Source organism: Asticcacaulis biprosthecium C19 (assembly GCF_000204015.1).
In the GTDB taxonomy this organism is placed as follows: domain Bacteria; phylum Pseudomonadota; class Alphaproteobacteria; order Caulobacterales; family Caulobacteraceae; genus Asticcacaulis; species Asticcacaulis biprosthecius.
Genome location: NZ_GL883078.1, coordinates 194,783 through 217,361, shown reverse-complemented (window position 1 = coordinate 217,361; position 22,579 = coordinate 194,783). Strand labels below are relative to the sequence as shown.

Sequence of the window (22,579 nt, the reverse complement as noted above, 5' to 3'; positions counted from 1 at the left end):
AATGTGGTTTCAAATGAAATTAACCTGATGCTGTCAAAAGCCCCAACGGACGTCGTTGTTGCGCAGGTTGAACTGCATCTCTTCCAACTGCCGCACGTCGTCGCCGTGGACTTTACGGCCGCCAATGACGGGCGCCAGCGGGCGTGGCGCGACCAGGCCGGCGTCCTGCAAGACGGCTTCGATTCGGGCGTCAAACTCAGGTCGCAGGAGGGCTTTGTCGACGGCGACGCCGCGATCCAGCAGGATTTCGTCGCAGTCATCCATGACGAACAGTTCGTCGACATAACGCGACATCATTTCCAGGCTCTTAACCAGGCGGTGATGGCTCAGGCAGGCACCGTCGCCCAGGCGGATCATCCAGTCACGGCTGAAGTCGACATGGTAAGCGACGTCGCGGACACTGCGTTCTGCGATGGCGGCGACGGACGTGTCGGAGGAGCCGCTCAGGGCCTCCAGCATCAGATACTGCCAGTTGGAGAACAAGAATTGCCGCGCCAGGGTCTGGGCGAAGTCGCCATTGGCCTGTTCGACCAGCAGGCAGTTTTGCAACTGATCGCTACTGCGCTTGAAGGCCAGGGCATCGGCATCACGGCCGGCGCCTTCGATGCGTGCTGCCAGCTCCAGCCAGTCCGTACCCTGGCCAACCAGGTCAAGCGCGAGGCTGGACAGGCCGAGATCGACCTCCAGGCAGGGCGCGTGGCCGCACCAGGTGCTGAGCTTCTGGCCCAGGATAAAGGCGTCGTCACCCAGGCGAAGGGTGTAGTCGAACAGGTGATCGCGCATGGCCGTAGCCTTCCCGTGTGTGCTTTATTGTTGTGGAATTTGCGGAACGCTAGACCCGGTCTTAACCCTTTTTGCTGCAAGCGAGTCTTGCAGCATTTTCGGCGTGCCGATTGTCTCAGTATACGAGGCGTACATTGTGGCGTTTCTCTTGTTATTGATTTTGTTGATACAAAAAAACGCCGGAGCGGTCAAACCGGAATTTGACATTTATGTCAAATTTTGCGGAAGGCGTATAAATTTGCGAAATTTTCCGAACGGGCTGTCATATAAATCGTATATTATGCTGCAGTTATTGTGCGGGTTAAGGTTACGGATCGTGCGTGCCTATCCTCCGCCGCTTTGCCTGCCGGCGAGGCCGGGGGAGGATAAATCAGGCGCTTTTCTACCTATTCCTTATTCAGCGAGTCATACAGCGCATCGAGCAGACTGTTCGGCCCTTGGACGTCCTCGGTCAGTTCCCAGATCATCACCCCTGCCGTCTGCTCCCGCGCCAGCCTTGCCTTCGCGCGGGTCGTCGGGCGGCCGCTATAGGTGATGTATGAACAGCCGGCGCAGCGCTCGCCGATGACGTCGCCATAGGCAGCCTGTTCGCCGTGGCGCTCCAGGATGCTGCGGTAATCGTTGTATTGCCCGGCATAGGTACCGAAGCCGCGGCCGTAGAAGGGTACGCCCAGGACAATTTTTTCCTTCGGCGCGCCGCGGGCCAGCCAGGTCGCAATGTCCTTGCGCGCCATGTCCATCGACGCGTTCTCACCGCCCGGCGGCCCCCAGGTGGCTCCGACGCCGTCATAGGACATGATATTAATGTAGTCGAAATGCGGGATTGAGCCGATCGGGATCATCCCGCCCGGGTTCGAAGCCGTGGCGCAGGTCAGCAGCAGCCCGCGCTTATCCAGCGCCTTGCTCAGTTCCTCGGTGAACGGGACATAGCGCCCGGCCTTGTCGATGGCGGTCAGGGTCTCCCATTCGAGGTCGACATCGATGCCGTCCAGGTCGAAGTCCTCGGCGAACTTGACCAGGCTGGCGACGGTGGTGGCGCGCTTCTCATCCGATAACAGGTCCAGCCAATCGCCTGTGCATTTCGGCAGTATCCCGCCCCCCAGGGACACCAGCACCTTAACGCCGTGCTTGTGCGCCTTGGCGACGATGTTGCGGATATCCTCCGCCGGCAGCATGCCGCCGCCGGGGGCATAACCATCGGAACAGGCCAGCAGGTCGCCATTGACGAACCGGCCCTGGGCATCCGGATTGACGAAGGAGATGTTGATATGTGTCAGCTTGGACATATCGATGACGTCCAGCGTCGGACGATAGTCCTTGAAGGTCGGAATATAGCCAATCACCACGGCCGGGGTCGCGTTCGACTTCACCGGTTTCGCCGCGGCCAAGGCTGGCGCCGCGATGGTAAGCGCCAGTACGGCGGCAACACATGTTCTGATCATGACGTTTCCCTCTTTTTCATAGAGAGTGTCACCGCCTTTGGTCATAATCAATAAGACCAATTTTATTTTGCTGATCCTTGAGATGCTGACGGCGATTGGTTATTGATCTGGCAGATCATCTCCGGACGTCGTAGCCGGTCAAGACAAGACGACGCCGGAGACCTGCCATGTCCGCACAATCCAGAACCTGGCCGGTACCGGCCGTCCTGATCGCCATCGTTTCGGTGCAGATCGGGGCATCCCTGGCCAAACACCTGTTCCCCCTGATCGGCGCCGAAGGCACGACCGCTCTGCGTCAGGCTTTTTCGGCCATCGTCCTGGTGGCCCTGTTCCAGCCGTGGAAGGGTGGACCCAAGACCCGCGCCGACTGGGGGCTGGTGGCACTCTATGGCGGGCTTCTCGGGGTGATGAACCTGGTCTTCTATATGGCGGTTCAGCGTCTGCCGCTGGGTATCGCCGTCGCCATCGAATTTGCCGGGCCCTTGACCGTGGCCATCCTGGCCTCGCGACGGTGGTTGGATGCGGTGTGGGTCGCGTTTGCGATCGGCGGTCTGGCGATTCTGTTGCCGTTTCATGGCGGGGCCGGGGCGCTGGATCCTCTGGGCGTACTTTACGCCTCGATCGCCGGGGTGTGCTGGGGGCTCTATATTATACTGGGCCAAAAGGTCAGCGACCGCGTCCATGGCGGCAAGGCCGTGGCTATCGGTATGGCGTTTTCGATGCTGTTCACCGTGCCCATCGGCGTTGCGCACGCCGGTATGCAGTTATTTGATCCGCAAATCCTGTTGTGGGGTCTGGGCGTCGCTATTCTGTCGGGCGCCATTCCCTACACGCTGGAAATGCTGGCGCTGAAACACATTCCGGCCAAGACCTTCGGCCTGATGATGAGCCTGGAGCCGGCCGTTGCCGCCCTGGCGGCCCTGGTGCTGCTGCACGAATGGCTGACCGCGATGCAGTGGCTGGCCATCGGGTTGGTGATTGTCGCCTCGGCGGGCAGCAGTCTGACGTCGAAGCGGGTGGTAGCCAGTGACGTGCCTGCGGATTAGGTAGCGATTAACGGCCTGACGTGTACGATGGCGCGACCAGGAGGGGCGGTTCGTGACATTCGGAAAGCACGCATGGACAGCGGCAGCTGTCGCCACCGCGGCCGTAGCGGGTCTTGTCCTGTGGTCGAGTCTCGCAGCGACCTCGTCAGTCCTGCTGCCGGCCAGACTTCCCGATGATGCCGCCGAACGCGGGGCGGTCTATTTTTATGCCGAGGATTTCGGTGGCCTAAGCGCGCACAGCCTGGAAACTCACGCCCTGCCGTGGCGGCTCAGCGCCGCTGCCCTGGTCGTTGAGGCGCGCCGGCGACAGCCCGATTTGCCCCTGTCGCGGGCGACACTGGATGATGAACTGGCTCGATTCGGATTTTTGCACCCGCAAAGCCTTGGCAACTGGCCAGGAAGGAAGGCGCTGGTCGCCTCGGCCTTGCCGCTGGGCATGACGTATGGCGAAGTGCAGATCCTGCCTGGCGTGCCGGTGACGGTGTCAAACCTGGGCTGTGCTTCGTGCCATGCCGGCGCAACCTATGATAAGAGGGGGCGACCGGTCCCGCAGACGGCTTGGCTGGGAGCGCCCAATACGTCACTCAATCTCGAACTGTATACCTCGGCGGTTTATGACGCCTACGTCGCCTCGGTCGATGATCCGGATGCCCTGATGGCGGCCGTTCGGATCCTGTTTCCGGAGATGTCGGTGCGCGAACGGTGGGCGCTGCGGAATCTGGTTCTGCCGCGGGTGCGCGACCGGTTGAAAGATCTGAAAGCGGAGGGACGCGCCCTGCCGTTCCCGAACGGCAGTCCCGGCGCCACCAATGGTGTGGCGGCGTTGAAACTGGCGCTGGATGTGCCGATGGACGGTGGTGGGAAAAGTGAATACGGCGTGACCTCGATTCCTGACCTGGGTCTGCGTACTTTCCGGACAAGCCTGCTGTATGACGGGGCCTACGCGCCGGCGGGGACCAAGGCCAGGATGATGGGCACCCGTGATATCACGCCGCAGCATGTGAAATCCCTGGCCACGATCACCACCTTCTTTTCGGTTCCGAGTATGGGGATCAGTCCCAAACGGGCTTCCGGAAACATCCGTAAGGCGGACGACATCTACGCCTTTCTGGGCAGCTATCGGCCGCAGCCGTTTCCGGGGACAGCGGATGAACGGGCTGCGGCGCGGGGCAGCGAGGTCTACCGCCAGGCTTGCGCCGCTTGTCACGGCAGCTATGACGACAGCGGTGCCACACCGCGCCTGGTTAGCTTCCCCAACTGGGCGGGCGATGTCGGCACCGACCCAGCGCGTGCCAGGGCCTTCAGTCCGGAGTTGTCGCGCGCCGTTAATGCGACCGCGTACGGAAAGCCGATGACGGCGTCGGCGACCGGCCTCTACGCCGCGCCACCCCTGTCAGGGCTGTGGGCGACGGCGCCCTACCTGCACAATGGCTCCGTGCCTAGCTTGGCGGCGCTTCTGGGATTGGCGCCGCGGCCTGGGCGCTTCATGGTGGGAGGGCATCGCCTGAATTTCGATACGGTGGGGATCGACCTGACCGCAAACGGATCGTACCCGGCGGGGTATGTGCCGTGGTCGCAGCCGTGGGTTCTGGAGACCTCCGCGCCCGGTTATGGCAGTGGCGGGCATGATTTTGGGGCGGAGTTGAAGCCGGCCCAGAAGCGCGACCTGATCGCCTACCTTAAGAAGCTTTAGACCAGAATTTCGTCGACCGGCAGGCGGGCGCGGGCAGGCGGCAAACCCGTCACGCGGCCGATCCGCCAGGTGGAGATAATCCTCTTCGAAGCGTCCAAGCCTGTCAATCGGGCCACGGTGGCGCTGGCAACCACGTCATCGGCCAGGGCGGCCATGACCGCGCCCTGAAAGCTTGCGGCGACCATCCTCAACCAGTTGCGATGAAATTCACGGCCGGACATGAACGGATCTTCGCCCACCGGCCGGTGAAAGACGACCACGGCGGCGCTGTCGGTGACCCGCGAAGCTTCTCCCGTCAAAGGTCCGGCGAGTCCGATGGTATCCAACACCGAAAATACGCGCGGTTTCAGTACGAAGCCGGCCCCCATAGCCTCGACCGGCGACAGAGCCATGGCCTCGGCGTTCAGACCGTCCAGCGCCCAGCGCGGATGTGTCCGTGACAACCGCATCCACGAAACCAGCTCGGCGCGGAACGCCGCATCGCGAAAAAATCTCAGACTGGCTGCATCATAGGCGCGGGCGACCTGAGCCAGGGCCTCGGGCTCGGTGATCACCGCCAGGCTGTCGCCGGTCATGCCCTGCGCCGCCTGACGATCGAGGGGCTTGAGCGGGAGGAAGGCACCGCGGTGGGAATACCGTCGCTGCAACACGCGATAGAGGATATCCTCGCTGTCGCGCTTCACCAGCCGGAAACGGTGGACGAAACGCATCGGTGCCTCGTCAGGCTGGGGATCTGGATTGTCTTCCAGCCCCCAACCCTGGGCGGAAAGCGCGATGGCCAGGCCTTCGGCGGCGGCCCCGAGGCTGATAGCGCTGTCGCGACCCGTCGGATCGCCGGCTGGCAGACGGCGGCAGGTGTCTTCATAGAGGATGACGTCCTGGCCGGTGAACCGCCAGCGCGCCGGCTGGATGTTGTGAACATTGGGGGCGAAGGCGGCTTCGGCCACGACGGTGTGGATCTGATCGGAGGACAGGCTCATGCGATCGCCTTGCGGAACAGGTGCAGGCGCTGCAACCGCTGGGCGCCGATCTTCTCCATCTGGCGCAGGCTGGCCGCGTTCTGGTCGGCGATCCAGGTAATGCCCAGTTCGTCATAGCCGCTGGTTTTCAGGGCATTGATCACCCGAGCCAGCATGGCCGAGTTCAGCCCCAGGCCGTGGTGGTCGCGGGCCACCGAATAGAAGATGATCACGGCGCGCCGGCGGTTGAGGCGGTAGCGCAGGAAGTGCCAGGGCGCGCTCAGGCCATAGCGCGAGCGGCTGGCCTTCATGAAGCCGTTGAGGTCGGGAATGCAGATTATGGTGCCGACCGGGCGGCCGTCGTGGTGCAGCATGGCCGACAGGCGCGGATCGAGGATGGTCATCATCTCGCGCGCCTGGAAGTCGAACTCGTCGGCGGTCAGGGGCACGAACATCGGATTGTCGCTGAAGCCGTCATTGAGGACGATGCGGGCTTCCTCCATGCGGGCCTTGAAGTCGCTGCGGGCGATGGGGGCGAAACGGTAACCGGCCGCAGCCAGCACGTCCCAGTCCGGTTGCGGCGGGGTGGCCGTGGCGAGATCGAGGGTGAAGGTCGACATCGGGAAAAAGGCTTCGAAGCCGTTACGTTCCAGCAGGGTCGGGATGTGCGCCGGGTTGACCACCATGTCGGTATAGGCGCGGGCGTCGAAGCCTTCGGTGACCACGCCGGCCTGCTGCATGGCGGTCAGGTTGAAGTTGCCGGCCAGTTCGGTCAGGTCGTGGCGGCGGGCAAAGTCCTTGGCGGCGTCCAGCAACAGGGCGGCGGCCTCGGGATCGTCGGCACAGTCGAAAAAGCCGAACTGGGCGCGACGGGTGCCGTGGCGGGCATTGGATTGCTGATGGACCAGGGCGATGATGCGGCCGATGGGCCGGCCGTCGCGGTGCGCCGTCCAGAAGGCGTAAGGATTGCCGGCGTTGAGCAGCGGGTTGTCGGTCGGGTCCAGCATGCGCAGGATGTCGCTGCGCATGGGCGAGACATAGGGGCCGTCGGCCGGATAGGCATGGAACGGCGCTTCGAAAAAGGCGTCGCGATTGCCGGAGACCAGTGTCAGCATGCGGCCTGTCCTTCGACCAGGCGCGACAGTAGGGCCAGGTCGGTTTCGATGGCGTCGCTGCCGCCCAGGCTGCCCGAGGCGATGGCCAGCAGGCGCAGGGGCTGGGGCGACAGCCGGAGCAAGTGGGTGGCGCCGTGTTCGTCCAGCAGGTTGCGGATGGCGTCGGCGATCTCGGGCTCGGTGGTGGTGGCGCGGTTGAGGACGCGGTGGCCACCGATCGCCGTCACGATGTCGGCGCCATAGAGGGCCAGGCCGTCGCCGGCGATGATCCGGCCCGCCGCCGTGGTCGGGTGCGCGCCGATCATCATGTCGGGCGTGGCCGGATCGGGCAGAGCAGCCAGGGTCGCGGCGATGGAGGAGCGACGGTGGCCCAGCCTGCGCGCTTGGTTGAGACGGGCGATGATCAGGGCGGCGGCATTGACCGAGGCGATCGCCACGCCCAGGCGGACCAGGTCGCCGGTGCCAAGGGCGGGGACCAGCCAGGCCATGGCGGTCGTGACGACCGCGGCCGTAGCGGCCAGGGCGGACAGGTCAAGTCCGAAGCGCGCCGGCGATCCGACCCCGGCGGCCAGGGCCGAACTCATGACGGCGAACAACAGGACGCCGAGTGCTGCGAGCGTAACCGGAAGCCCTGGAAACAGACCACGGAACTCGCTGAGGGTCAGGGGAAGGCAGACGACCAGGGCCAGGGCGACGCTGTCGGCCATGCGGGTTTCTGCGGGGCTGAGTTCGTAGCGGCGGTTCTTGAGGATAAAGCCGATGACTAGGGCTAGGGTCAGGACCTGGAAGGCGGCAAAGCCGCGCAGCGCCAGGGGCGGCCAGTTGGCGCCCAGGGTCAGGGCAGCCAGGGTCGAGGCGACGCCGCCGGCCAGGACGAACCATTTGACGGTGCGGGCGGCGTGGCGGCGCAGGACTTCTTCGGCCAGCAGCAGGATCAGCAGCGGCAACCAGGCGGCCGCAGCCATGATGAGGGGCACGATCCACGCCTGTCCCATGGCCCAGAAGATCTGGCGCAGGGCCAGGAAGACGAGCAGGCCGGTATAGAGGCCGCCCAGGCGCCGGTCCAGCGGTCCGGCGCGTGGTCCGCGCGGCACGGCCACCAGGGCGAAGGCCAGCCCTGCCAGGGCGATGGCGTTCATGGCGGCGTCGGCGGGCGGCATGGGGGCCAGGCTCATGACCCCATCATCTTCTGCATGAAGCGGCGAACAAGCTGGCGTTTGGGCCAGGCCAGCAGCGGGTTTAGGGGACGTTCGATGCGCACGGCGTGCGGGTTGAAGAAGTAGCCGCGGCAGTCGGCGCCGCCCTTGCGGCCCAGGATGTGGCGGATGGCTTCTTCGGCCATCAGGGTGCCGGCCATGGTCACCATGGTCGAGAAGGAAAAGCGCGAACGGCGGCCGGCGGCGACCTCGGCGGCGATCTCGAGATCGACATAGAGGTGCGAAGAGGAATGGACCAGGACGTACTCGATCTCGGCCATCAGGCACTGGACGCGCATATCGGGGGTAACCTCGCGCCAGGCGGTACCGACGGTGGGGTAGCCCAGGCGTTCTTCCGGCCGCGGGTCGCCGGGGCGGACGACGATGACCGACGGCAGGGGCGAGGCGTAGGCGTCGATGACCGTGCGGCCATGTTGCTTCGCCTGGCGGTAGAGGTGAACGCCGGCGCCGGCGTCGTCCATGCCGTTGACCAGGATGTCGTGGTTGACGGCGATGACGTCGAGGTCGTCGACCCATTCGGCGCCCATGACGGTGATGTCGATGCCGGGGTTGATTTTGCGGGCGGCTTGCGCGGCGGCCTCGGCCTTGAGCTGGCCGACCGTGTCGAGATTGGCGAACAGCTGGCGGTTCAGGTTCGACACCTCGAACCTGTCGAGGTCGGCGATGGTGAAGCGGCCGATGCCGGCGCGTACCAGCGCCATGAAGGCCGCGCCGCCCATGCCGCCGGTGCCCGGGATGAAGGCCGAGGCCTCACGCAGCCGGGCCTGTTCGGCGGCTGTGACGAAGCCGGCATTGCGTGTGGTCATCTGGTCGTAGGAAAAGGCTTCTGTCATGGTTTGGCCTGTCGGAAGGGGCGCAGGCGCCCGAGGCTGCGGTTGCCGGCCAGCCATTGGGCCAGGGGAGCGACGACGGATTGCACGCCCAGCAGCAGGACCTGGACAGCCAGCTGCGGCAGGGCGTGGCGCGGGGTCGATTTGAGCAGGAAGCCGCGCGCCGAGGCCAGGTTGAGCTGGCCCAGTTGCAGGACATCGTCGCCGCGGCCATAGTCCAGCTCGCGGGCGCACCAGGCGTTGTACGCTTCGTTGCGGTGCTTCGTCGCGACATCGAAGGTTTTTTTGAGGTTGTCGGAGCCGCCGGTATAGGCATTGGTGAAGACGCTGCGGGTGTCGTCGAAGCCGGCATCGGGGCCGACCCCGAAGACGATGCGGTGGTTCAGGGCGATGTGGCGGCCGAGATAGTGGTGAGCGAAGGTGGCGCGGGCGTCGGGCGCGCCGGGCCAGACGCCGTCGAAAGATTCGCAGACCATGCCGACCACGGCGGGAACCTGGGTGACGCTGCTGATCCACAGGGGACGCAGTTGGCGGCGGACGAAGAGCAGGAAACAGGTGAGGCCATACAGGATCCACGACAGGCCGGAACTGCGCGCCGACGGATGGACCATGACCAGGCCAAGATGCAGCACCTCCAGGCGCTCGCCGCCGAGCGTCGCCGGGATCAGCGGCAGGGCGTTGAAGGCGATGGGCCGGCCTTCGTTGTCATAGATCATAGTGATGATAGTCCGACGGGCGGCGTCGGAACCGGGCACCAGTATGCCGTAGTCGAGGGTTTCGCCCTCCAGGCAGGCCGTGGCGACGTCGCGGCATTCATCGATCAGGGTCGTGAGTTCGTCCGGCGCCATCCACTGGCCCGGCCGTTCGACGATGCGCACCGTCAGTCCGCGCGACGGCGAAAAGCGCAGGTCCAGCTGTTCGGAGATCAGCAGGTTCCAGAGTATCAAAGGCCGTCCCCGCGCGATTCCTGTAGAGCGCATCTTATCCGAAAGGTGTGACGCACTTTTCGGATAAGATGCGCGTCAAAACAAAAAGGTTTAGAGCGCCGATCCGATTCTTCAGGATCGATACGCGCTCTAAATCTACCCCTGCTGTAACAGTTGTTTATGAATAGGCTTCTAATCTGAGGCGATCATTTCCGGGGGCTGTATGCTCGATCTTCCTGTTTCGCGAATCCGTCTTGGGACCGGGCACGCCACCCGGCTGTTCGATTCGGGTGGTCCGGGCGACCCGGTCATACTGCTGCATGGCCTGGCCCTGTCGATCGAGATCTGGGGCAAGATCATCCCGAAATTGGCGGGTCGGTTCAGGGTGATCGCCTTCGACTTTCCGGGCTTCGGCGAGGCAGATCGGCCGGACGCGACCTATGATTCCGCCTTCTTCGTCGCTCAGGTCGTGGCGGTGATGGATCACCTGAGCCTGGCCCGGTCGCATTTGGTCGGCAGTTCCTTAGGCGGCAGCACGGTGGTGCGCCTGTCACAAAATCACCAGGCGCGTATCGACCGCGCTGTGGTCATGGCGCCGGGCGGGTTCGGGCGCGAATGTGACCTGTCGTTGCGCGCGCCGACCCTGCCATGGGTTGGCTATGCTCTGGGGCGACCGACCTGGCTGTCCAATGCCTATGCGCTGAACCTGTCGATGGCGGACAGGCATTTCGCCACGCGGGAGCTGATCGATTTGGCGGCTGGCTTCGCCCGCCGTCCGGGTAGCCACGCCGCCTTCGTTCGCACGGTGGTGTCGGGTCTCGGGCCATTCGGCGTCAAAGGAACAGAGAGTTTCGCCCGTGCGGCTGAAGGCTTGCATCGCCCGGTCCTGGTGTTGTGGGGCGAGCAGGACCGTGTCTTCCCGGTCAAGCAGGTAGAGGTCGCGGGGCGATTGCTTCCGGATGCGCGGGTGGTGCGGATCGATAAGTGCGGCCATTATCCCCAGTGGGAGGCACCGGAAAGGTTCGTTGCGGAGGTTGAGGCGTTTCTGTCGCCGGCGCTTGCTAGCGTTGCTGGGCCGGGCTAAGGCTTTCGTATTAACAATTCACGGCGCTGCCCGACCAGCTTTCCATGCGTATCGATCTCGACATCCGAAACGGACCCAGCGGTGGCCTGACGTTCGAGTTCATTCCCAGCCATCGCGCCCTTGATAGCCGGTATGAGTATGACCGGCACGGGCCCGATGTATTCAACATGTCCGAACTGGCATTTCGGTTTCTGCAATCTGCCATAAGTGCTGAGTTTCCGGCCTGGAAGGCCGGGTGGCACTACTATGGTATCACCAGGTTATCAGCAGAGAACTGGTACGCGATCTTGTCAGCCCTAGATGGCCTGCGATTTGATATTCGCGCCGGCGTGCACCCGAAGCTCATCCTGGCGCGCGCCTTTATTCCTTTAGCCGCAAGGCTCCATCGCCGCGCCACACTGGCTTTTCTCGACCAGTTTGAAATCCGGGTGCGAACGGTCGTGGCCCAGTATCCGTACCTTCTGATTGCGGGAATATAACGGCTGTCAGGATGTGACGATCTGACCGTCGCGCAGCGTTACCGGCCACGGTGTCAGCGACTGACCGCCACAAGGGCCGCCGATGCACAGACCGCTGGAAATCCGGAACAACGCGCCGTGCCAGGAGCAGACGATCAGATCGCCTCGCGGCGTCAAATAATCGTCCAGTTCCTGCGCCAGCGGCATGCCGGCATGGGGACAGCGATCGACATAGCCATAAACCCGGTCATCCTGGCGCACGACAAATCCATGGAAGTGCGCCTCGCCGATTTCGAGCACGAAGTTGCGCGCCTTACCCGGCGCGATCTGATCGAGAAGCCCCAGGCTGACGCCGGCCGGGGTAGAATAGACGCGTAAATGACTCACGTTTAGACCTGGGCGTCTACCGTATCGGCGTCGGGCTGGTGCCGCGGATGGGCGCGGTTGAACGCCGGATGGTCGGCGCAGTGTTCGCCGACGGCACGGATATTGGGGTAGGGCTTGAGGTCGACCTCGAAGCGCTGGGCGGAAAAGATCTGCGGGATCAGCAGGCAGTCGGCCAGGGTTGGGGCATTACCGAAGCAATAGCCGTGGCCATGATGGGCGATGAGTTGGTCCAGGGCGGCAAAACCTTCGCCGATCCAGCCCTTGGTCCAGCGCTTGATGGCGTTCTCATCCGCCATGAGATCGGTCTTCAGCGCCTTGAGCACCCGCAGGTTATTCAGTGGATGAATGTCGCAGGCGACTAGGCCGCACATGGCGCGCACGGCGGCCCGGGCTTCGGGCGTCGCCGGCAGGAGCGCGGGCTCTGGAAAGCGCTCGTCCAGCCACTCCAGGATCGCCTGGCTCTGGGTGATCACCTCACCGTCATGTTCCAGCGCCGGAACCAGGCCTTGCGGGTTCAACGCCTTGTAGGCCGCCGAATGCTGTTCGCCGGTGCGCAGGTCATGCGACACCTGCTCGTACGGCAGATTTTTAAGATTGAGCGCAATGCGGACTCTATAGGCGGCGCTGGAGCGCCAGTAGCCGTGCAGTTTCAACATCGAAGGTCTCCTGTCGGCCCGCCTCGCTGCTAAAGATAGCGAAGGCAGACGGTGGGGAGAAGGCGCAAACCGCTCACAAGGGTGTGACCTTACATCTTCATCTTTGGCCGCACGCTGCCCAACCCGCCGTCAACCCCCAATACCTGGCCGGTAATCCAGTCATTGGCCGGATCGAGCAGGAAGACGATCGCGCGGGCAGCGTCCTCCGGCCTGCCGATACGGCCCAGGGCGTGCATGGCCTCGGAGACGCGGCGGGAGGTCTCCGAATTTGTCAGAGCTGCGGTCAGCGGCGATTCGACGAGGCCGGGCGCGATCGCATTGACCCTCAGGCCGGTGCCGGCATAGGTCGCGGCCGCGGACAAGGTCAGGCCGATGATACCGGCCTTGGCGGCGGCGATGGCTTCGTGGTTGGCAAGACCGGTGCGCGCGGCGGCGGATGACACCAGAACGACCGAGCCGCCCTGGGTCATGTGACGCCCGGCGGCGCGGACAGTGGCGAAGGCGGTGGTCAGGGACGCCTTGATCGTTTCGTCATACTGGGCGCGCGTGGTCAGGTGGGCCGCGCGCAGCATCAGCGATCCGGAGCAGTTGACGATGCCATCCAGCGGTCCGGCGTCGCGAAGGGTCTGGTCGACCGCGTCGAAATCGCTGGCGTCCAGCACAAAGTCAGGGGAGATACGCGAGGCGTCGCGCGCGGTCGTCATGACCTGATGGCCTTCGTCGCGCAATTGCTGCGCTGTGGCCTGTCCGATGGCGCTAGCGCCTGCGATAATGAGAAAGCGTGCCATCAGCGGTTCAACCACCAGACGGCGCCATTCAGAAGAGACGCGAAACTGACCCAGGCCAGATAGGGCAGGAGCATCAGACCGGCGATGCGGTCGACCTTTAGGGAAGTGAGGATGGTGGCTACCAGGGCGACGACCAGAGCGGCAATCGTAATCAGGCCCAACAAGGGCGACTGAAGCCCGAAGAAAGCCACCGACCAGGCGCCGTTCAGCACCATCTGAACCACGAACCAGGCGATGGCGGCACCGCGTCCCTCGGTCGCGCGCGGCCGGGTCAGGATGCGCCAGAAGGCAAAGATCATGGTCAGGTAGAGCAACGACCATACCGGACCAAACAGCCAGTTCGGCGGCGTGAAGGCCGGTTTGTTCAGGCTGGCATACCAGGGAACGAGCCCACTGAACGTGGCAAGATTGCCAATCACGGCGGCCGACAGGACGACGACGGCTGCGACTATCAGAGCCAATATAGAGTTTAGCCCGGCGGGGGCCTTACGGGTTGCTGTGGCGGTCATAAAAACCTCTGTTACTTTGCGACATATACGATGGCGTCCGACCATTGGTTCACAGCCGGTTCTGCGCCATGGCCTCCAGATGTAACGCCGCCTGGGTGCGGATGGCGGCCCGGCGTTCCGGCCCCATCCGGTCCCAGGTGCTATAGACATAGGGCATGCGGGGATTGCCGGCGAAGCGGTCGCGATGGCGATCCAGAAAATCCCAGTACAGCGCATTGAACGGACAGGCCCGATCGCCCGTCGTCACCTTCGAATCGTAGACGCAGCCGGAACAGTAATTGCTCATGCGGTTGATATAGTTGCCGCTGGCGGCATAGGGCTTGGAGGCCAGCAGGCCGCCATCGGCATGCAGCGCCATGCCCAGCGTATTGGGCAACTCGACCCATTCATAGGCATCGGCATAGACGGCCAGGTACCATTCGTGCACGGCCACAGGATCCAACCCGGCCAGGAGGGCGAAGTTGCCGGTCACCATCAGGCGCTGGATATGGTGGGAATAGGCATGGTCGATCGTGTGGCCGACCACCTCGGCCACGCAGGCCATGCGGGTCTCGCCGCTCCAGTAAAACCACGGCAGGGGGCGGTTGGCGTTCAGAGCGTTGCGGTCGAGATAGTCCGGCATGAAGCGCCAGTAGATGCCGCGGATATATTCGCGCCAGCCGAGGATCTGGCGGATAAAGCCCTCGACGGCGTTGATCGGGGCCTTGCCGTCGTGCCAGGCGGCCTCCGCGCGCTGGCAGACCTCAAGCGGATAGAGCAGGCCCGCATTGATATAGGTCGAAAGCAGCGAGTGATAGAGATAGGGCTCACCCTCGACCATGGCGTCCTGGTGGTCGCCAAAGTGCGGCAGGATATAGTCTATGAAATGGTCCAACTCACGCAGGGCCTGACGGCGGGTGACGGCGAAATGAAAGGGCTCAAGGCGTCCGAAGCCGTCGGGAAACCGCGTCCGGACCAGGTCCAGGACCTCCTGAGTGATGGCGTCCTTGCGAAAGCTGATCCGCGGCGGAATCGTCAGATCGGCCGGCGCGGGCTTGCGGTTGTCCTTGTCGAAATTCCACTGTCCACCGCTGGGCTTGCCATCGAGTTCGAGCAGCAGGCCGGTGCGCCTTCGCATATCGCGGTAGAAGTGCTCCAGACGCAGGGTGGTGCGGCCTTCGGCCCAGGCGTTAAACTCGGAATGGCTGCATAGAAAGCGGGTGTCGGGCAGGATTTCGAACAGGACGGGGAGGGCCAGGCGCAGAGCCTCGAAGCTTTCGCGCAGGCGCCATTCCCCCGGTTCGGTGACGACAACACGATCGGGGCTCAGGGCCTTGACCGCGCGCAGAATCTCGCCTTCCAGGCTTTGGCTGTTGTCATCATCGTCGAGCCGGACATAGCGGACGTTGAACCCGGCCTCGCGCAGGGCCTGGGCGAAGTGCCGCATGGCCGAAAACAGGAAGGCGATCTTCTTGACGTGATGGCGCACATAGGTGGCTTCGCGCATCACTTCGGCCATCAGGATCACATCTTTGTCCCGGTCGGCCTCGGTGATCACAGCCAGTCGTGTCGACAACTGGTCGCCCAGCACAACACGAAGGGTCGGGAAGGGATGCGTCACGACGTGTCTCCGGCGAAACAGCCTGTACGTCGCGCAAGGACAACCGGATCAGGCCATCAGATCGACATAGCCCGCCGACAGAACCCGCGCGGCGTCGTCTGGGGCGATGCTGAGCAACAGCCCGCGCTGGCCGGCATTGATATAGACGGTGTCGAACAGTTGCGCCGTCTCATCGATCGCGGTCGGCACCATCTTGCGCGGACCAAACGGCGAGATTCCGCCGACCTTGAAACCGGTCAGCCGTTCGGCGTCGGGTACTTTCATCATGTGGGCCGACTTGGCGCCGAAGTGGGCGGCCAGCTTCTTCATGCTGACCTCCTGGGGCGAGGGTACAACGACGCAGACCGGTTTCCCATCGGCCTCGGCCATCAGGGTCTTGAAGGTCTGGTCGGGATCGACCCCCAGCGCTTCTGCCGCCTGCAGCCCGACCCGCGGCGCATCCGGATCATAATCATACGGGTGCAGGTCAAAGGCGACACCGGCCTTGGTCAGAAAAAGCGTAGCAGGGGTGGTTTTGGACATGGCGGGCCTGTGATAAGGCCGACGAAAGCGAAAAACAAGGAGCCGCCATGTCGTCCATTACCCTTATCGGACCCGGAGCGGTTGGCCTGACCGTCGGCGCCGCGCTGATCGATGCCGGCCATGACGTCACCTTCGTCTCACGCCAACCGTTTCCCGAAGTGGCGGTCGACACGGCCGACGGTCCGTTCCGCCGTCATCCGGCGAAGATTGGGCCCGCCGCGCCGTCCGACTGGGTTTTCGTCTGCACCAAGGCGCATCAGACGGCCTCGGCCGGCGACGCCATTCGCGCAGGTGTCAGACCGGGAACGCGAATCGCGGTTCTGCAAAATGGCGTGGAGCATCAGGACAGGGTAGCCCCGTTTGCCGGTGACGTGGCTATGGTGCCGGTGGTGGTCGATGTGCCGGCGACACGCCGGGCGCCGGGCGAGGTCTTCTGGCACGGCCGCGCCGGCCTGCTGGTTCAGGACAATGACGATGGCCGTGCCTTTGTCGACCTGTTCGCCGGCAGTTTCGCCACCCCCTTAGCGGTTGCCGATTTGACGACGCGGATGTGGCGCAAGCTCTGCGTCAATGCTGCGTCAGGCGCAGTCCTGGCCCTGACCCGCCAGCCGATGGGCGTGTTTCACAAGCCGGGCATCGCCGATCTGGCGCGGGCGATCCTGGCCGAGACGATTGCGGTGGGCCGTGCCGCTGGGGCGGATCTGCCGGACTCGGTAATGGAAGAGCAGATGGCGACGTGGATGTCGTGCACGCCGGAGGAAACCAACTCGATGCTGGAAGACATCCGTGCCGGCCGCGCCTGCGAGTGGGACGCGCGCAACGGCGTGCTGATCCGCAAAGGCCGTCAGTTTGGAGTCCACACCCCGGTCAGCCATGCCCTGGTGCCGTTGCTGGCGGCTTTATAGCTCGCCCAGAAAACCGTCGACCTCGGCTTTGGTTGTGGCGAAGCTGGTCACTAGGCGATAGGCCTCCGGACCTTCGGCCGGCCAGGGATAGAACTGATGGCCCTTGGCGAACAGCTTCTGCGCCACAGGACGCGGCAGGGTGACGAACAGTTCGTTGGCCTCGACCGGATAGAGCAGGGCGACACCTGCCACCGTTTGCAAACCCTCCGCCAGCAACCGTGCCATGGCATTGGCGTGGCCGCCGAGTTCCAGCCACAGGCCGTCCTCCAGCAGGGCCTGAAGCTGGGCCGAGACAAACCGCGCTTTGGACGGAAGCTGGCCGGCACGCTTATGGATATAGGCAAAGTCCTCGGCCAACACCGGATTAAAAATGACCGCGGCTTCGGCCAGCATCGCGCCGTTCTTGGTGCCGCCGAAGGACAGGATATCGACGCCCTTCACCACCTCATGCGGCGCGCAGCCCAATGACGCCACGGCATTGGCGATGCGTGCGCCGTCCATATGGACATAGAGACCGTGCGTCCGCGCGAAGGCGGTCAGGGTGGCAAGTTCATCCATACTGTAAACCGTGCCCAGTTCTGTGCTTTGGGTCAGGCTGATCGCCCTAGGGCGCGAGGTATGCGGCGCGTGCTCCAGAGCATGGGCGATGGTGTCGCCGATGGCGGCTACGGTCAGCTTGGCGCCAAAGCCATCGATCGGTACGATTTTGCCGCCGGTAAAAAATTCCGGCAAGCCGCACTCGTCATTATTGATATGGGCCTGACGATGGCACAGGATCGACTCGTAGGGTCTAATCATCCGTGCCAGGGCCAGGCCGTTGCAGGCCGAACCGTTGAACACTGGAAAGACGCTGACGTCAGGGCAGTGGAAAACCTCGGCCACGGTTTCACGCAGACGCGCCGTTACCCGGTCGTTACCGTAGGCGGGCGCGGCCCCGTTATTCGCTGTGGCCAGTGCGGCCAGGACTTTGGGGTGGACGGGCGCTGTATTATCGCTGGCAAAACTGGCCATGGAATCCTCGGAAATTGAGGTTTCGTCTATGGCGCAGCCGCTCTGCGAAAGCAATCGTGACGCCTTTTATGATGGTCCTCGTGGAAAAGCCGTGTTCTCTCAGGCAATTAACCGGGTTTTCAGTCTGTTGTGATATCCCGATGGCATGAAAGCTGTTTTCCCGAGCCTGATTGTCCTTCTGGCCGCCCCTGCAGTGCAGGCCGCGGACCTGAGCGTGACCGTCAATGACGCCGGCGGAAAGCCCGTGTCGTTTGCCGTGGTGACCTGGACTCCGAAGGCGGGCGCGGCGATTCCGGCTGCGGTCAAGTCGGCCCAGTACGTCATGACTCAGAAGAATGTGCAGTTCGCACCCTTCGTCCTGGCCGTTCCGGTCGGTGCCACGGTGAGCTTTCCCAACCAGGATCGCGTCAACCACCACGTGTATTCATTCTCGCCCGCCATGCCGTTCCAGCTGCCGCTCTACGGCAAGGGGCAGACGCGCACTGTCACCTTCACCAAGGCCGGCACGGATGCCCTGGGCTGCAACATTCACGACTCGATGTCGGCCTATATCCACATCGTCAATACGCCTTACTTCGCCACCACGGGCGCCGACGGCAAGATCGTGCTGAAGGGCGTACCGGAAGGGGCTGGGGCGCTGAAGGTCTGGCATCCGCTGATGGATGCGCCCGACCATGAAGTCGCCAAGGCCCTGACGGCCGGCAAGACGAACGCGCCCCAGACCTTTGCGGTCAAGGTGCGCGCACGACTGACCCCGAACGGGTCTTATTAGGCCCGTTGAAAAATAACGAAATCGGCTCTCACCAACTTCAAGCGATTTGCCATCAGGACCGAGAACATGAACTCGTTATTTTGCGACAAACTAGGATAGTCCATGGTATTCAAGCGTCTCAGCACCAAACTGACGGTCATGTATGGCGGGTTGTTTTCCCTGGCCCTGCTGCTGATAGCCCTTGCCTGCTACATGGCCGTGCTGTCCTATGCCCGCGATTCCGTCCAGAAGGAACTGCAGGCCTCGGCCAGCGTGTTCAACCGCATCTGGTCGCTGAAATCCGACGCCCTGCAAACCAATGCCATGGTGCTGTCGCGCGACTTCGGCTTCCGTCAGGCGCTCGCGACCGAAGACACGGCAACCGTCGATTCGGCGTTCATGAACCTGCAAAGCCGCCTGAAGACCGATGCCGGCCTGGTGATCGGCCGTGATGGCCGTCCAATCGCCGGCGACACCTCGGCGCTGGGTCACAACCTGGCCCATGCCTTGGGAGCCAGCGATGAGGTGGACTCCCGGATCGGCATTATCTCGGTCGACAGCCATCCTTACCAGGCCGTGGCCGCCCCGGTCATGGCACCCGACCGCCTGGGCTGGGTCGTTTTCGCCTCGCGCCTTGATGATGCCGAGATGCAGAACCTGCAGGGGCTATCCTCGATCCCGATCAAGGCCTCGATCCTGACCCAGACCCGCGGCGGCCTGTGGCAGGGGCCGGCCGAGCAAAGCACGACCTACAAGCCTAGTTCCTTAAGCTTCTTCATTGACCAGAGCCTGGAAACCAAGGCCGCCAGCATGGTCGAGAGCAACCAGGGGACTGTCATCGCCGTGGCCACCTCGCTGCCCAACCTGGAAAGTGACCAGCGCAGCGTGCTGCTGCTCAGCTATCCGCTGAGCGCAGCGCTGAAAGCCTATCAGCCGCTTCTGACCGTCCTGTTCGGCATCGGCGCCCTGGGCCTTGTCTTCGTCATCCTGGCCAGCCTTTATTTGGCGCGTTCACTGACCCGGCCGATCCTGGCGCTGAAGGAGGCGGCAAGCGCCTTGCGCGATGGCCGCTCCAGCCAGGTGAACATCTCGACTACGGATGAAATGGCCGACCTGGCCCATGCCTTCAACGACATGGCCATTTCGATCGAGGACCGTGAGCGCGATATCACCCGGCTGGCCAAGACCGACATGGCCACCAGCATGCCGAACCGCTCGTCCTTCGAAGATCACATCGCCGAGTTGGAAGACCAGTCCGAAGCGGGGATCGTGGTCGTGGCCATCGGCATCGAGCGTTATGCCCATATCCGCGCCGTCTGGGGGGGCGCCTATGCCCACACCCTGGTGTCGCGTTTGCAGACCATCCTGGCCCGCCTGTTCGACAAGGCCTTTATTGCCCGTCTTTCGGCCGATACCCTGGGGCTGTGCCTGGCGCCGTGCGACGCCGAGCAGGCCATTCCGCTGGCCCGCGCGATCGCCGCGCGTCTGGTCAAGCGCATCAAGGTCACCGACGATCAGAGCCTGGACGTCAATGTCTCCCAGGGCGTCTACCACGTCAGCCATGTCCGCCCGACGGCGGATGAAATGGTGGAACGCGCCCTGATTGCGCTGGACCAGGCGCGCGCCGCCAAGACCGGTATCGCCCTGTTCGATCCGCGCATCTATTCCGAGCTGGCCGACACCCTGCTTCTGACCGACCAGCTGTTTGCCGCCTTGCAGTCCAAGGCGCTGACCGTTTGGTATCAGCCCAAGTTCAGCTATCGCGAGGGCCGTATCACCGGCGTCGAGGCCCTGGTGCGCTGGAACCATCCCGAGCGCGGGTATGTCTCGCCCCAGCGCTTCGTCGCCATCGCCGAGGAAACCGGCGCCATCCGTGACCTGACCCTGCACGTTTTCGACACCGTCCTGGAAGATCAGCGTCGCCTGAAAGACGCCGGCTTTGATCTGGACATCAGCGTGAACTACTCCGGCCGTCTGCTCTCGGACGAAGCGTTCAATGCCAGGACGGTCAGCATGGTCGATACGGCCGTGGGGCATATCTGCCTGGAAATCACCGAAACGGCGGTCATCGAAGACCCCAAGATCGGCCTGGCCGCCATCAATACCTTTGTTGAACACGGCGTTGAGATATCGCTGGACGATTTCGGCACCGGCCTGTCGTCGCTGTCCTATCTGAAGCAGATCCCGGCGCATGAGCTGAAGATCGACCGCGCCTTCATCATGGAGATCGAACAGGGCCAGCGCGACGCTCTGCTGGTACGGTCGACCATCGACCTGGCCCACGGTCTCGGCATGAAGGTTACGGCTGAAGGTGTCGAAACCGCCACCTCCTTTACCTTGCTGCAGGCCATGGGCTGCGATATCGCCCAGGGCTACGGCATCGCCAAACCCATGCCATACGACGCCCTGATTCCCTTCCTGGAGGACTTCCGCCAGGTCGGCGACGCCCGCGCCCGCATGCCCGAATTCCGACCCCGCAAGGCGCTTTGATGACCCCAACCCGCCGTCTCTGCCTCGCCGTTTCCGCTGCTGCCCTGACGGGGCTGGCGGCCTTGCCATGCCTGGCTGAGGTTCAGTTGTTCCAGCCGGAAAACGTCAAGGCGTGGGCGGATGTTCGGCTGAGTTTATCCGACGGCGAACGCGGCTGGCGGGACGGCGGCTTCGGCAAGACGCGTTATGGCGGCGACGACGTGGGCGCCCACCTGGCCCAGGCCGCCGTGGTATGGCAGCCGCGCCTCGCCGACACAGTGACGGCCCATATCATCGCGCAGTACGTGCCTGATTCGCCCAGATCTGACTCACCCAGTTCTGACGCAAATGAGGCCTTCGGCATCGAAGAAGCTTTCGTAAAGTGGAAGCCGGTGCCGACCTCGGCGATTCGCTACAGCCTGCGCGCCGGCCAGTTTTTTCCGCCAGTATCGCTGGAGCATGACGGCGCCGGCTGGACGACGACGCGGACCCTGACACCGTCGGCGATCAACAGCTGGATCGGTGAGGAGGTCCTCGTCCAGGGCCTGGAAGGCAACGTTCAGGCCCAGATGGGCGATCATGGACTGGGGCTGACCCTGGCCGGGTTCACGAAAAACGACACATCGGCGACCATCCTGACCTGGCGCGGCTGGGCGCTGCACGACGTCACGGCGGCGGAAAGCACTGCGCTGCCATTACCTTCGGACCTGCCTGGGCTTCCGCGGTCGCAGGCGATGATATCCAAGCCGCTGGCCGAAGTGGATGGGCGCTTGGGTTACTACGCCCGAATTGATTGGCGACCGCCGGTGCCGATTAGGGTTGACTTGGAGTTCTACGACAATCAAGGCAATCCTGAAATCGTTCGCAACGGCCAGTATGGCTGGGCTACACGTTTTTACAACCTGGGCATTCTGTATCAGCCAGCGTCCGATTGGGAGATACTTTCTCAGTACATGACCGGCGCAACGGCCATGGGGGGCACGGTCGACAAAGGTGCACGTGCCTTCGAAATCAGATATGACTCAATCTATCTGCTCGCGACGCGCCGCTTCGAAGACGGTTCGCGCCTTTCCGGCCGATTCGACGCGTTCGCCGTCAAGGACCTTTCGTGGCGCAAAAGGGATGACAATACCGAAAAGGGCCACGCCGCGACCCTGGCCTGGATGCGGCCTTTGACGGAGCACCTCGACATGGCCGCTGAGGTTGTGCACGTGCAAAGTTTTCGCCCGGCGCGCGTCGCCCAGGGGCTGGATCCGCGCCAGAGCCAGACCCAGGTCCAGGTCGCTCTGAAAATCCATTTGTAGGTTACTGACTCGCGATTGCCCATGCGGCGCTGCGATAACTGCGGCGGAAAAGCGGTAAATTCGCTGTTTTTTCGGGGCGGTCCGGCCAGCGGGCGTTAAGACTTTGCGGCGTTATGAAGGCATA

22 protein-coding genes are annotated in these 22,579 nt (G+C 63.5%); 8 read left to right on the top strand and 14 right to left on the bottom strand.

The annotated features are described in order from the left end of the window. Positions 1-33: 33 nt before the first annotated feature. Complete coding sequence (gene paaC / locus ABI_RS11600; RefSeq protein ID WP_006273171.1) at positions 34-783, bottom strand: 1,2-phenylacetyl-CoA epoxidase subunit PaaC; 750 nt, start codon at positions 781-783, stop codon at positions 34-36. A gap of 386 nt (positions 784-1,169) precedes the next feature. Continuing rightward, positions 1,170-2,225 (bottom strand): glycosyl hydrolase family 18 protein, encoded by a 1,056-nt coding sequence (locus ABI_RS11595; RefSeq protein WP_040309344.1) that lies wholly within the window; start codon positions 2,223-2,225, stop codon positions 1,170-1,172. A 167-nt stretch (positions 2,226-2,392) separates the two neighbouring features. Here ABI_RS11595 and ABI_RS11590 point away from each other — a divergent pair, with 167 nt between their 5' ends. After that, positions 2,393-3,271, top strand: a complete 879-nt coding sequence (locus ABI_RS11590) for an EamA family transporter (protein ID WP_006273169.1) — start codon at positions 2,393-2,395, stop codon at positions 3,269-3,271. Positions 3,272-3,323: 52 nt separating this feature from the next. Further along, positions 3,324-4,964 carry a c-type cytochrome gene (locus tag ABI_RS11585; RefSeq protein ID WP_006273168.1) on the top strand — a complete coding sequence of 547 codons (1,641 nt, stop codon included), beginning with the start codon at positions 3,324-3,326 and terminating at the stop codon, positions 4,962-4,964. Here ABI_RS11585 and ABI_RS11580 read toward each other — a convergent pair. From ABI_RS11580 to ABI_RS11560, 5 genes are read right to left on the bottom strand one after another with little or no spacing between them, the layout of a single operon-like run. Continuing rightward, the gene (locus tag ABI_RS11580; RefSeq protein WP_006273167.1) at positions 4,961-5,944 is read right to left on the bottom strand and encodes a nitroreductase family protein; all 984 of its coding nucleotides are present in this window, start codon (positions 5,942-5,944) and stop codon (positions 4,961-4,963) included. The two genes, ABI_RS11585 and ABI_RS11580, sit on opposite strands and share 4 nt — an antisense overlap. Next, a complete protein-coding gene (locus tag ABI_RS11575; protein WP_006273166.1) occupies positions 5,941-7,038 on the bottom strand; it encodes a GNAT family N-acetyltransferase in 1,098 nt (365 codons plus the stop codon). The genes ABI_RS11580 and ABI_RS11575 overlap by 4 nt, the downstream gene beginning before the upstream one ends. Further along, entirely contained in the window at positions 7,032-8,213 is a 1,182-nt protein-coding gene (locus ABI_RS11570) for a hypothetical protein (protein WP_006273165.1), read from the bottom strand. Before ABI_RS11570 ends, ABI_RS11575 begins: the two co-directional genes overlap by 7 nt. Beyond that, positions 8,210-9,088: a ThiF family adenylyltransferase gene (locus ABI_RS11565; RefSeq protein WP_006273164.1), complete on the bottom strand. Its 879-nt coding sequence runs from the start codon at positions 9,086-9,088 to the stop codon at positions 8,210-8,212. Before ABI_RS11565 ends, ABI_RS11570 begins: the two co-directional genes overlap by 4 nt. Then, complete coding sequence (locus tag ABI_RS11560; RefSeq protein WP_006273163.1) at positions 9,085-10,032, bottom strand: hypothetical protein; 948 nt, start codon at positions 10,030-10,032, stop codon at positions 9,085-9,087. Before ABI_RS11560 ends, ABI_RS11565 begins: the two co-directional genes overlap by 4 nt. A 202-nt stretch (positions 10,033-10,234) precedes the next feature. On the opposite strand from ABI_RS11560, the gene ABI_RS11555 reads away from it, so the two are divergent. Then, entirely contained in the window at positions 10,235-11,095 is an 861-nt protein-coding gene (locus ABI_RS11555) for an alpha/beta fold hydrolase (RefSeq protein ID WP_006273162.1), read from the top strand. Between the two features lie 44 nt (positions 11,096-11,139). Further along, positions 11,140-11,574, top strand: a complete 435-nt coding sequence (locus ABI_RS11550) for a hypothetical protein (protein ID WP_040309176.1) — start codon at positions 11,140-11,142, stop codon at positions 11,572-11,574. A 6-nt stretch (positions 11,575-11,580) separates the two neighbouring features. Here the strand turns inward: ABI_RS11550 and ABI_RS11545 are convergent, their stop codons facing one another. The 6 genes from ABI_RS11545 to ybaK form a co-directional block, all read right to left on the bottom strand. Continuing rightward, a complete protein-coding gene (locus ABI_RS11545; RefSeq protein ID WP_006273159.1) occupies positions 11,581-11,940 on the bottom strand; it encodes a Rieske (2Fe-2S) protein in 360 nt (119 codons plus the stop codon). 2 nt (positions 11,941-11,942) lie between these two features. After that, positions 11,943-12,596 carry a maleylacetoacetate isomerase gene (gene maiA, locus ABI_RS11540; protein WP_006273158.1) on the bottom strand — a complete coding sequence of 218 codons (654 nt, stop codon included), beginning with the start codon at positions 12,594-12,596 and terminating at the stop codon, positions 11,943-11,945. A gap of 89 nt (positions 12,597-12,685) precedes the next feature. Then, positions 12,686-13,384, bottom strand: a complete 699-nt coding sequence (locus ABI_RS11535; RefSeq protein WP_006273157.1) for an SDR family NAD(P)-dependent oxidoreductase — start codon at positions 13,382-13,384, stop codon at positions 12,686-12,688. Beyond that, positions 13,384-13,893 carry a TspO/MBR family protein gene (locus ABI_RS11530; RefSeq protein WP_050808278.1) on the bottom strand — a complete coding sequence of 170 codons (510 nt, stop codon included), beginning with the start codon at positions 13,891-13,893 and terminating at the stop codon, positions 13,384-13,386. Before ABI_RS11530 ends, ABI_RS11535 begins: the two co-directional genes overlap by 1 nt. Positions 13,894-13,942: 49 nt before the next feature. Then, a complete protein-coding gene (locus tag ABI_RS11525) occupies positions 13,943-15,493 on the bottom strand; it encodes a cryptochrome/photolyase family protein (RefSeq protein ID WP_006273155.1) in 1,551 nt (516 codons plus the stop codon). A 48-nt stretch (positions 15,494-15,541) separates the two neighbouring features. After that, positions 15,542-16,015 carry a Cys-tRNA(Pro) deacylase gene (gene ybaK / locus ABI_RS11520; RefSeq protein ID WP_006273154.1) on the bottom strand — a complete coding sequence of 158 codons (474 nt, stop codon included), beginning with the start codon at positions 16,013-16,015 and terminating at the stop codon, positions 15,542-15,544. A gap of 47 nt (positions 16,016-16,062) precedes the next feature. On the opposite strand from ybaK, the gene ABI_RS11515 reads away from it, so the two are divergent. Then, on the top strand, positions 16,063-16,920 hold the full coding sequence (locus ABI_RS11515) for a 2-dehydropantoate 2-reductase (protein ID WP_006273153.1): 858 nt from the start codon (positions 16,063-16,065) through the stop codon (positions 16,918-16,920). Here ABI_RS11515 and ABI_RS11510 read toward each other — a convergent pair. Next, complete coding sequence (locus ABI_RS11510; RefSeq protein WP_006273152.1) at positions 16,915-17,931, bottom strand: threonine aldolase family protein; 1,017 nt, start codon at positions 17,929-17,931, stop codon at positions 16,915-16,917. The two genes, ABI_RS11515 and ABI_RS11510, sit on opposite strands and share 6 nt — an antisense overlap. A 145-nt stretch (positions 17,932-18,076) precedes the next feature. Between ABI_RS11510 and ABI_RS11505 the strand changes: the two genes are divergently transcribed. The 3 genes from ABI_RS11505 (at position 18,077) to ABI_RS11495 (ending at position 22,455) form a co-directional block, all read left to right on the top strand. Then, on the top strand, positions 18,077-18,703 hold the full coding sequence (locus tag ABI_RS11505; RefSeq protein ID WP_006273150.1) for a cupredoxin domain-containing protein: 627 nt from the start codon (positions 18,077-18,079) through the stop codon (positions 18,701-18,703). Positions 18,704-18,805: 102 nt separating this feature from the next. Beyond that, the gene (locus ABI_RS11500) at positions 18,806-21,172 is read left to right on the top strand and encodes a putative bifunctional diguanylate cyclase/phosphodiesterase (protein ID WP_006273148.1); all 2,367 of its coding nucleotides are present in this window, start codon (positions 18,806-18,808) and stop codon (positions 21,170-21,172) included. Further along, positions 21,172-22,455: a hypothetical protein gene (locus tag ABI_RS11495; RefSeq protein WP_006273147.1), complete on the top strand. Its 1,284-nt coding sequence runs from the start codon at positions 21,172-21,174 to the stop codon at positions 22,453-22,455. Before ABI_RS11500 ends, ABI_RS11495 begins: the two co-directional genes overlap by 1 nt. Positions 22,456-22,579: the final 124 nt, after the last annotated feature.

Excerpts from the sequence above, each read along its gene's own strand:
- paaC (WP_006273171.1), bottom strand. The coding sequence starts at position 783 with ATGCGCGATCACCTGTTCGACTACACCCTTCGCCTGGGTGACGACGCC.
- ABI_RS11595 (WP_040309344.1), bottom strand. The coding sequence starts at position 2,225 with ATGATCAGAACATGTGTTGCCGCCGTACTGGCGCTTACCATCGCGGCG.
- ABI_RS11590 (WP_006273169.1), top strand. The coding sequence starts at position 2,393 with ATGTCCGCACAATCCAGAACCTGGCCGGTACCGGCCGTCCTGATCGCC.
- ABI_RS11580 (WP_006273167.1), bottom strand. The coding sequence starts at position 5,944 with ATGAGCCTGTCCTCCGATCAGATCCACACCGTCGTGGCCGAAGCCGCC.
- ABI_RS11575 (WP_006273166.1), bottom strand. The coding sequence starts at position 7,038 with ATGCTGACACTGGTCTCCGGCAATCGCGACGCCTTTTTCGAAGCGCCG.
- ABI_RS11570 (WP_006273165.1), bottom strand. The coding sequence starts at position 8,213 with ATGAGCCTGGCCCCCATGCCGCCCGCCGACGCCGCCATGAACGCCATC.
- ABI_RS11565 (WP_006273164.1), bottom strand. The coding sequence starts at position 9,088 with ATGACAGAAGCCTTTTCCTACGACCAGATGACCACACGCAATGCCGGC.
- ABI_RS11555 (WP_006273162.1), top strand. The coding sequence starts at position 10,235 with ATGCTCGATCTTCCTGTTTCGCGAATCCGTCTTGGGACCGGGCACGCC.
- ABI_RS11550 (WP_040309176.1), top strand. The coding sequence starts at position 11,140 with ATGCGTATCGATCTCGACATCCGAAACGGACCCAGCGGTGGCCTGACG.
- maiA (WP_006273158.1), bottom strand. The coding sequence starts at position 12,596 with ATGTTGAAACTGCACGGCTACTGGCGCTCCAGCGCCGCCTATAGAGTC.
- ABI_RS11535 (WP_006273157.1), bottom strand. The coding sequence starts at position 13,384 with ATGGCACGCTTTCTCATTATCGCAGGCGCTAGCGCCATCGGACAGGCC.
- ABI_RS11530 (WP_050808278.1), bottom strand. The coding sequence starts at position 13,893 with ATGACCGCCACAGCAACCCGTAAGGCCCCCGCCGGGCTAAACTCTATA.
- ybaK (WP_006273154.1), bottom strand. The coding sequence starts at position 16,015 with ATGTCCAAAACCACCCCTGCTACGCTTTTTCTGACCAAGGCCGGTGTC.
- ABI_RS11515 (WP_006273153.1), top strand. The coding sequence starts at position 16,063 with ATGTCGTCCATTACCCTTATCGGACCCGGAGCGGTTGGCCTGACCGTC.
- ABI_RS11510 (WP_006273152.1), bottom strand. The coding sequence starts at position 17,931 with ATGGCCAGTTTTGCCAGCGATAATACAGCGCCCGTCCACCCCAAAGTC.
- ABI_RS11505 (WP_006273150.1), top strand. The coding sequence starts at position 18,077 with ATGAAAGCTGTTTTCCCGAGCCTGATTGTCCTTCTGGCCGCCCCTGCA.
- ABI_RS11500 (WP_006273148.1), top strand. The coding sequence starts at position 18,806 with ATGGTATTCAAGCGTCTCAGCACCAAACTGACGGTCATGTATGGCGGG.
- ABI_RS11495 (WP_006273147.1), top strand. The coding sequence starts at position 21,172 with ATGACCCCAACCCGCCGTCTCTGCCTCGCCGTTTCCGCTGCTGCCCTG.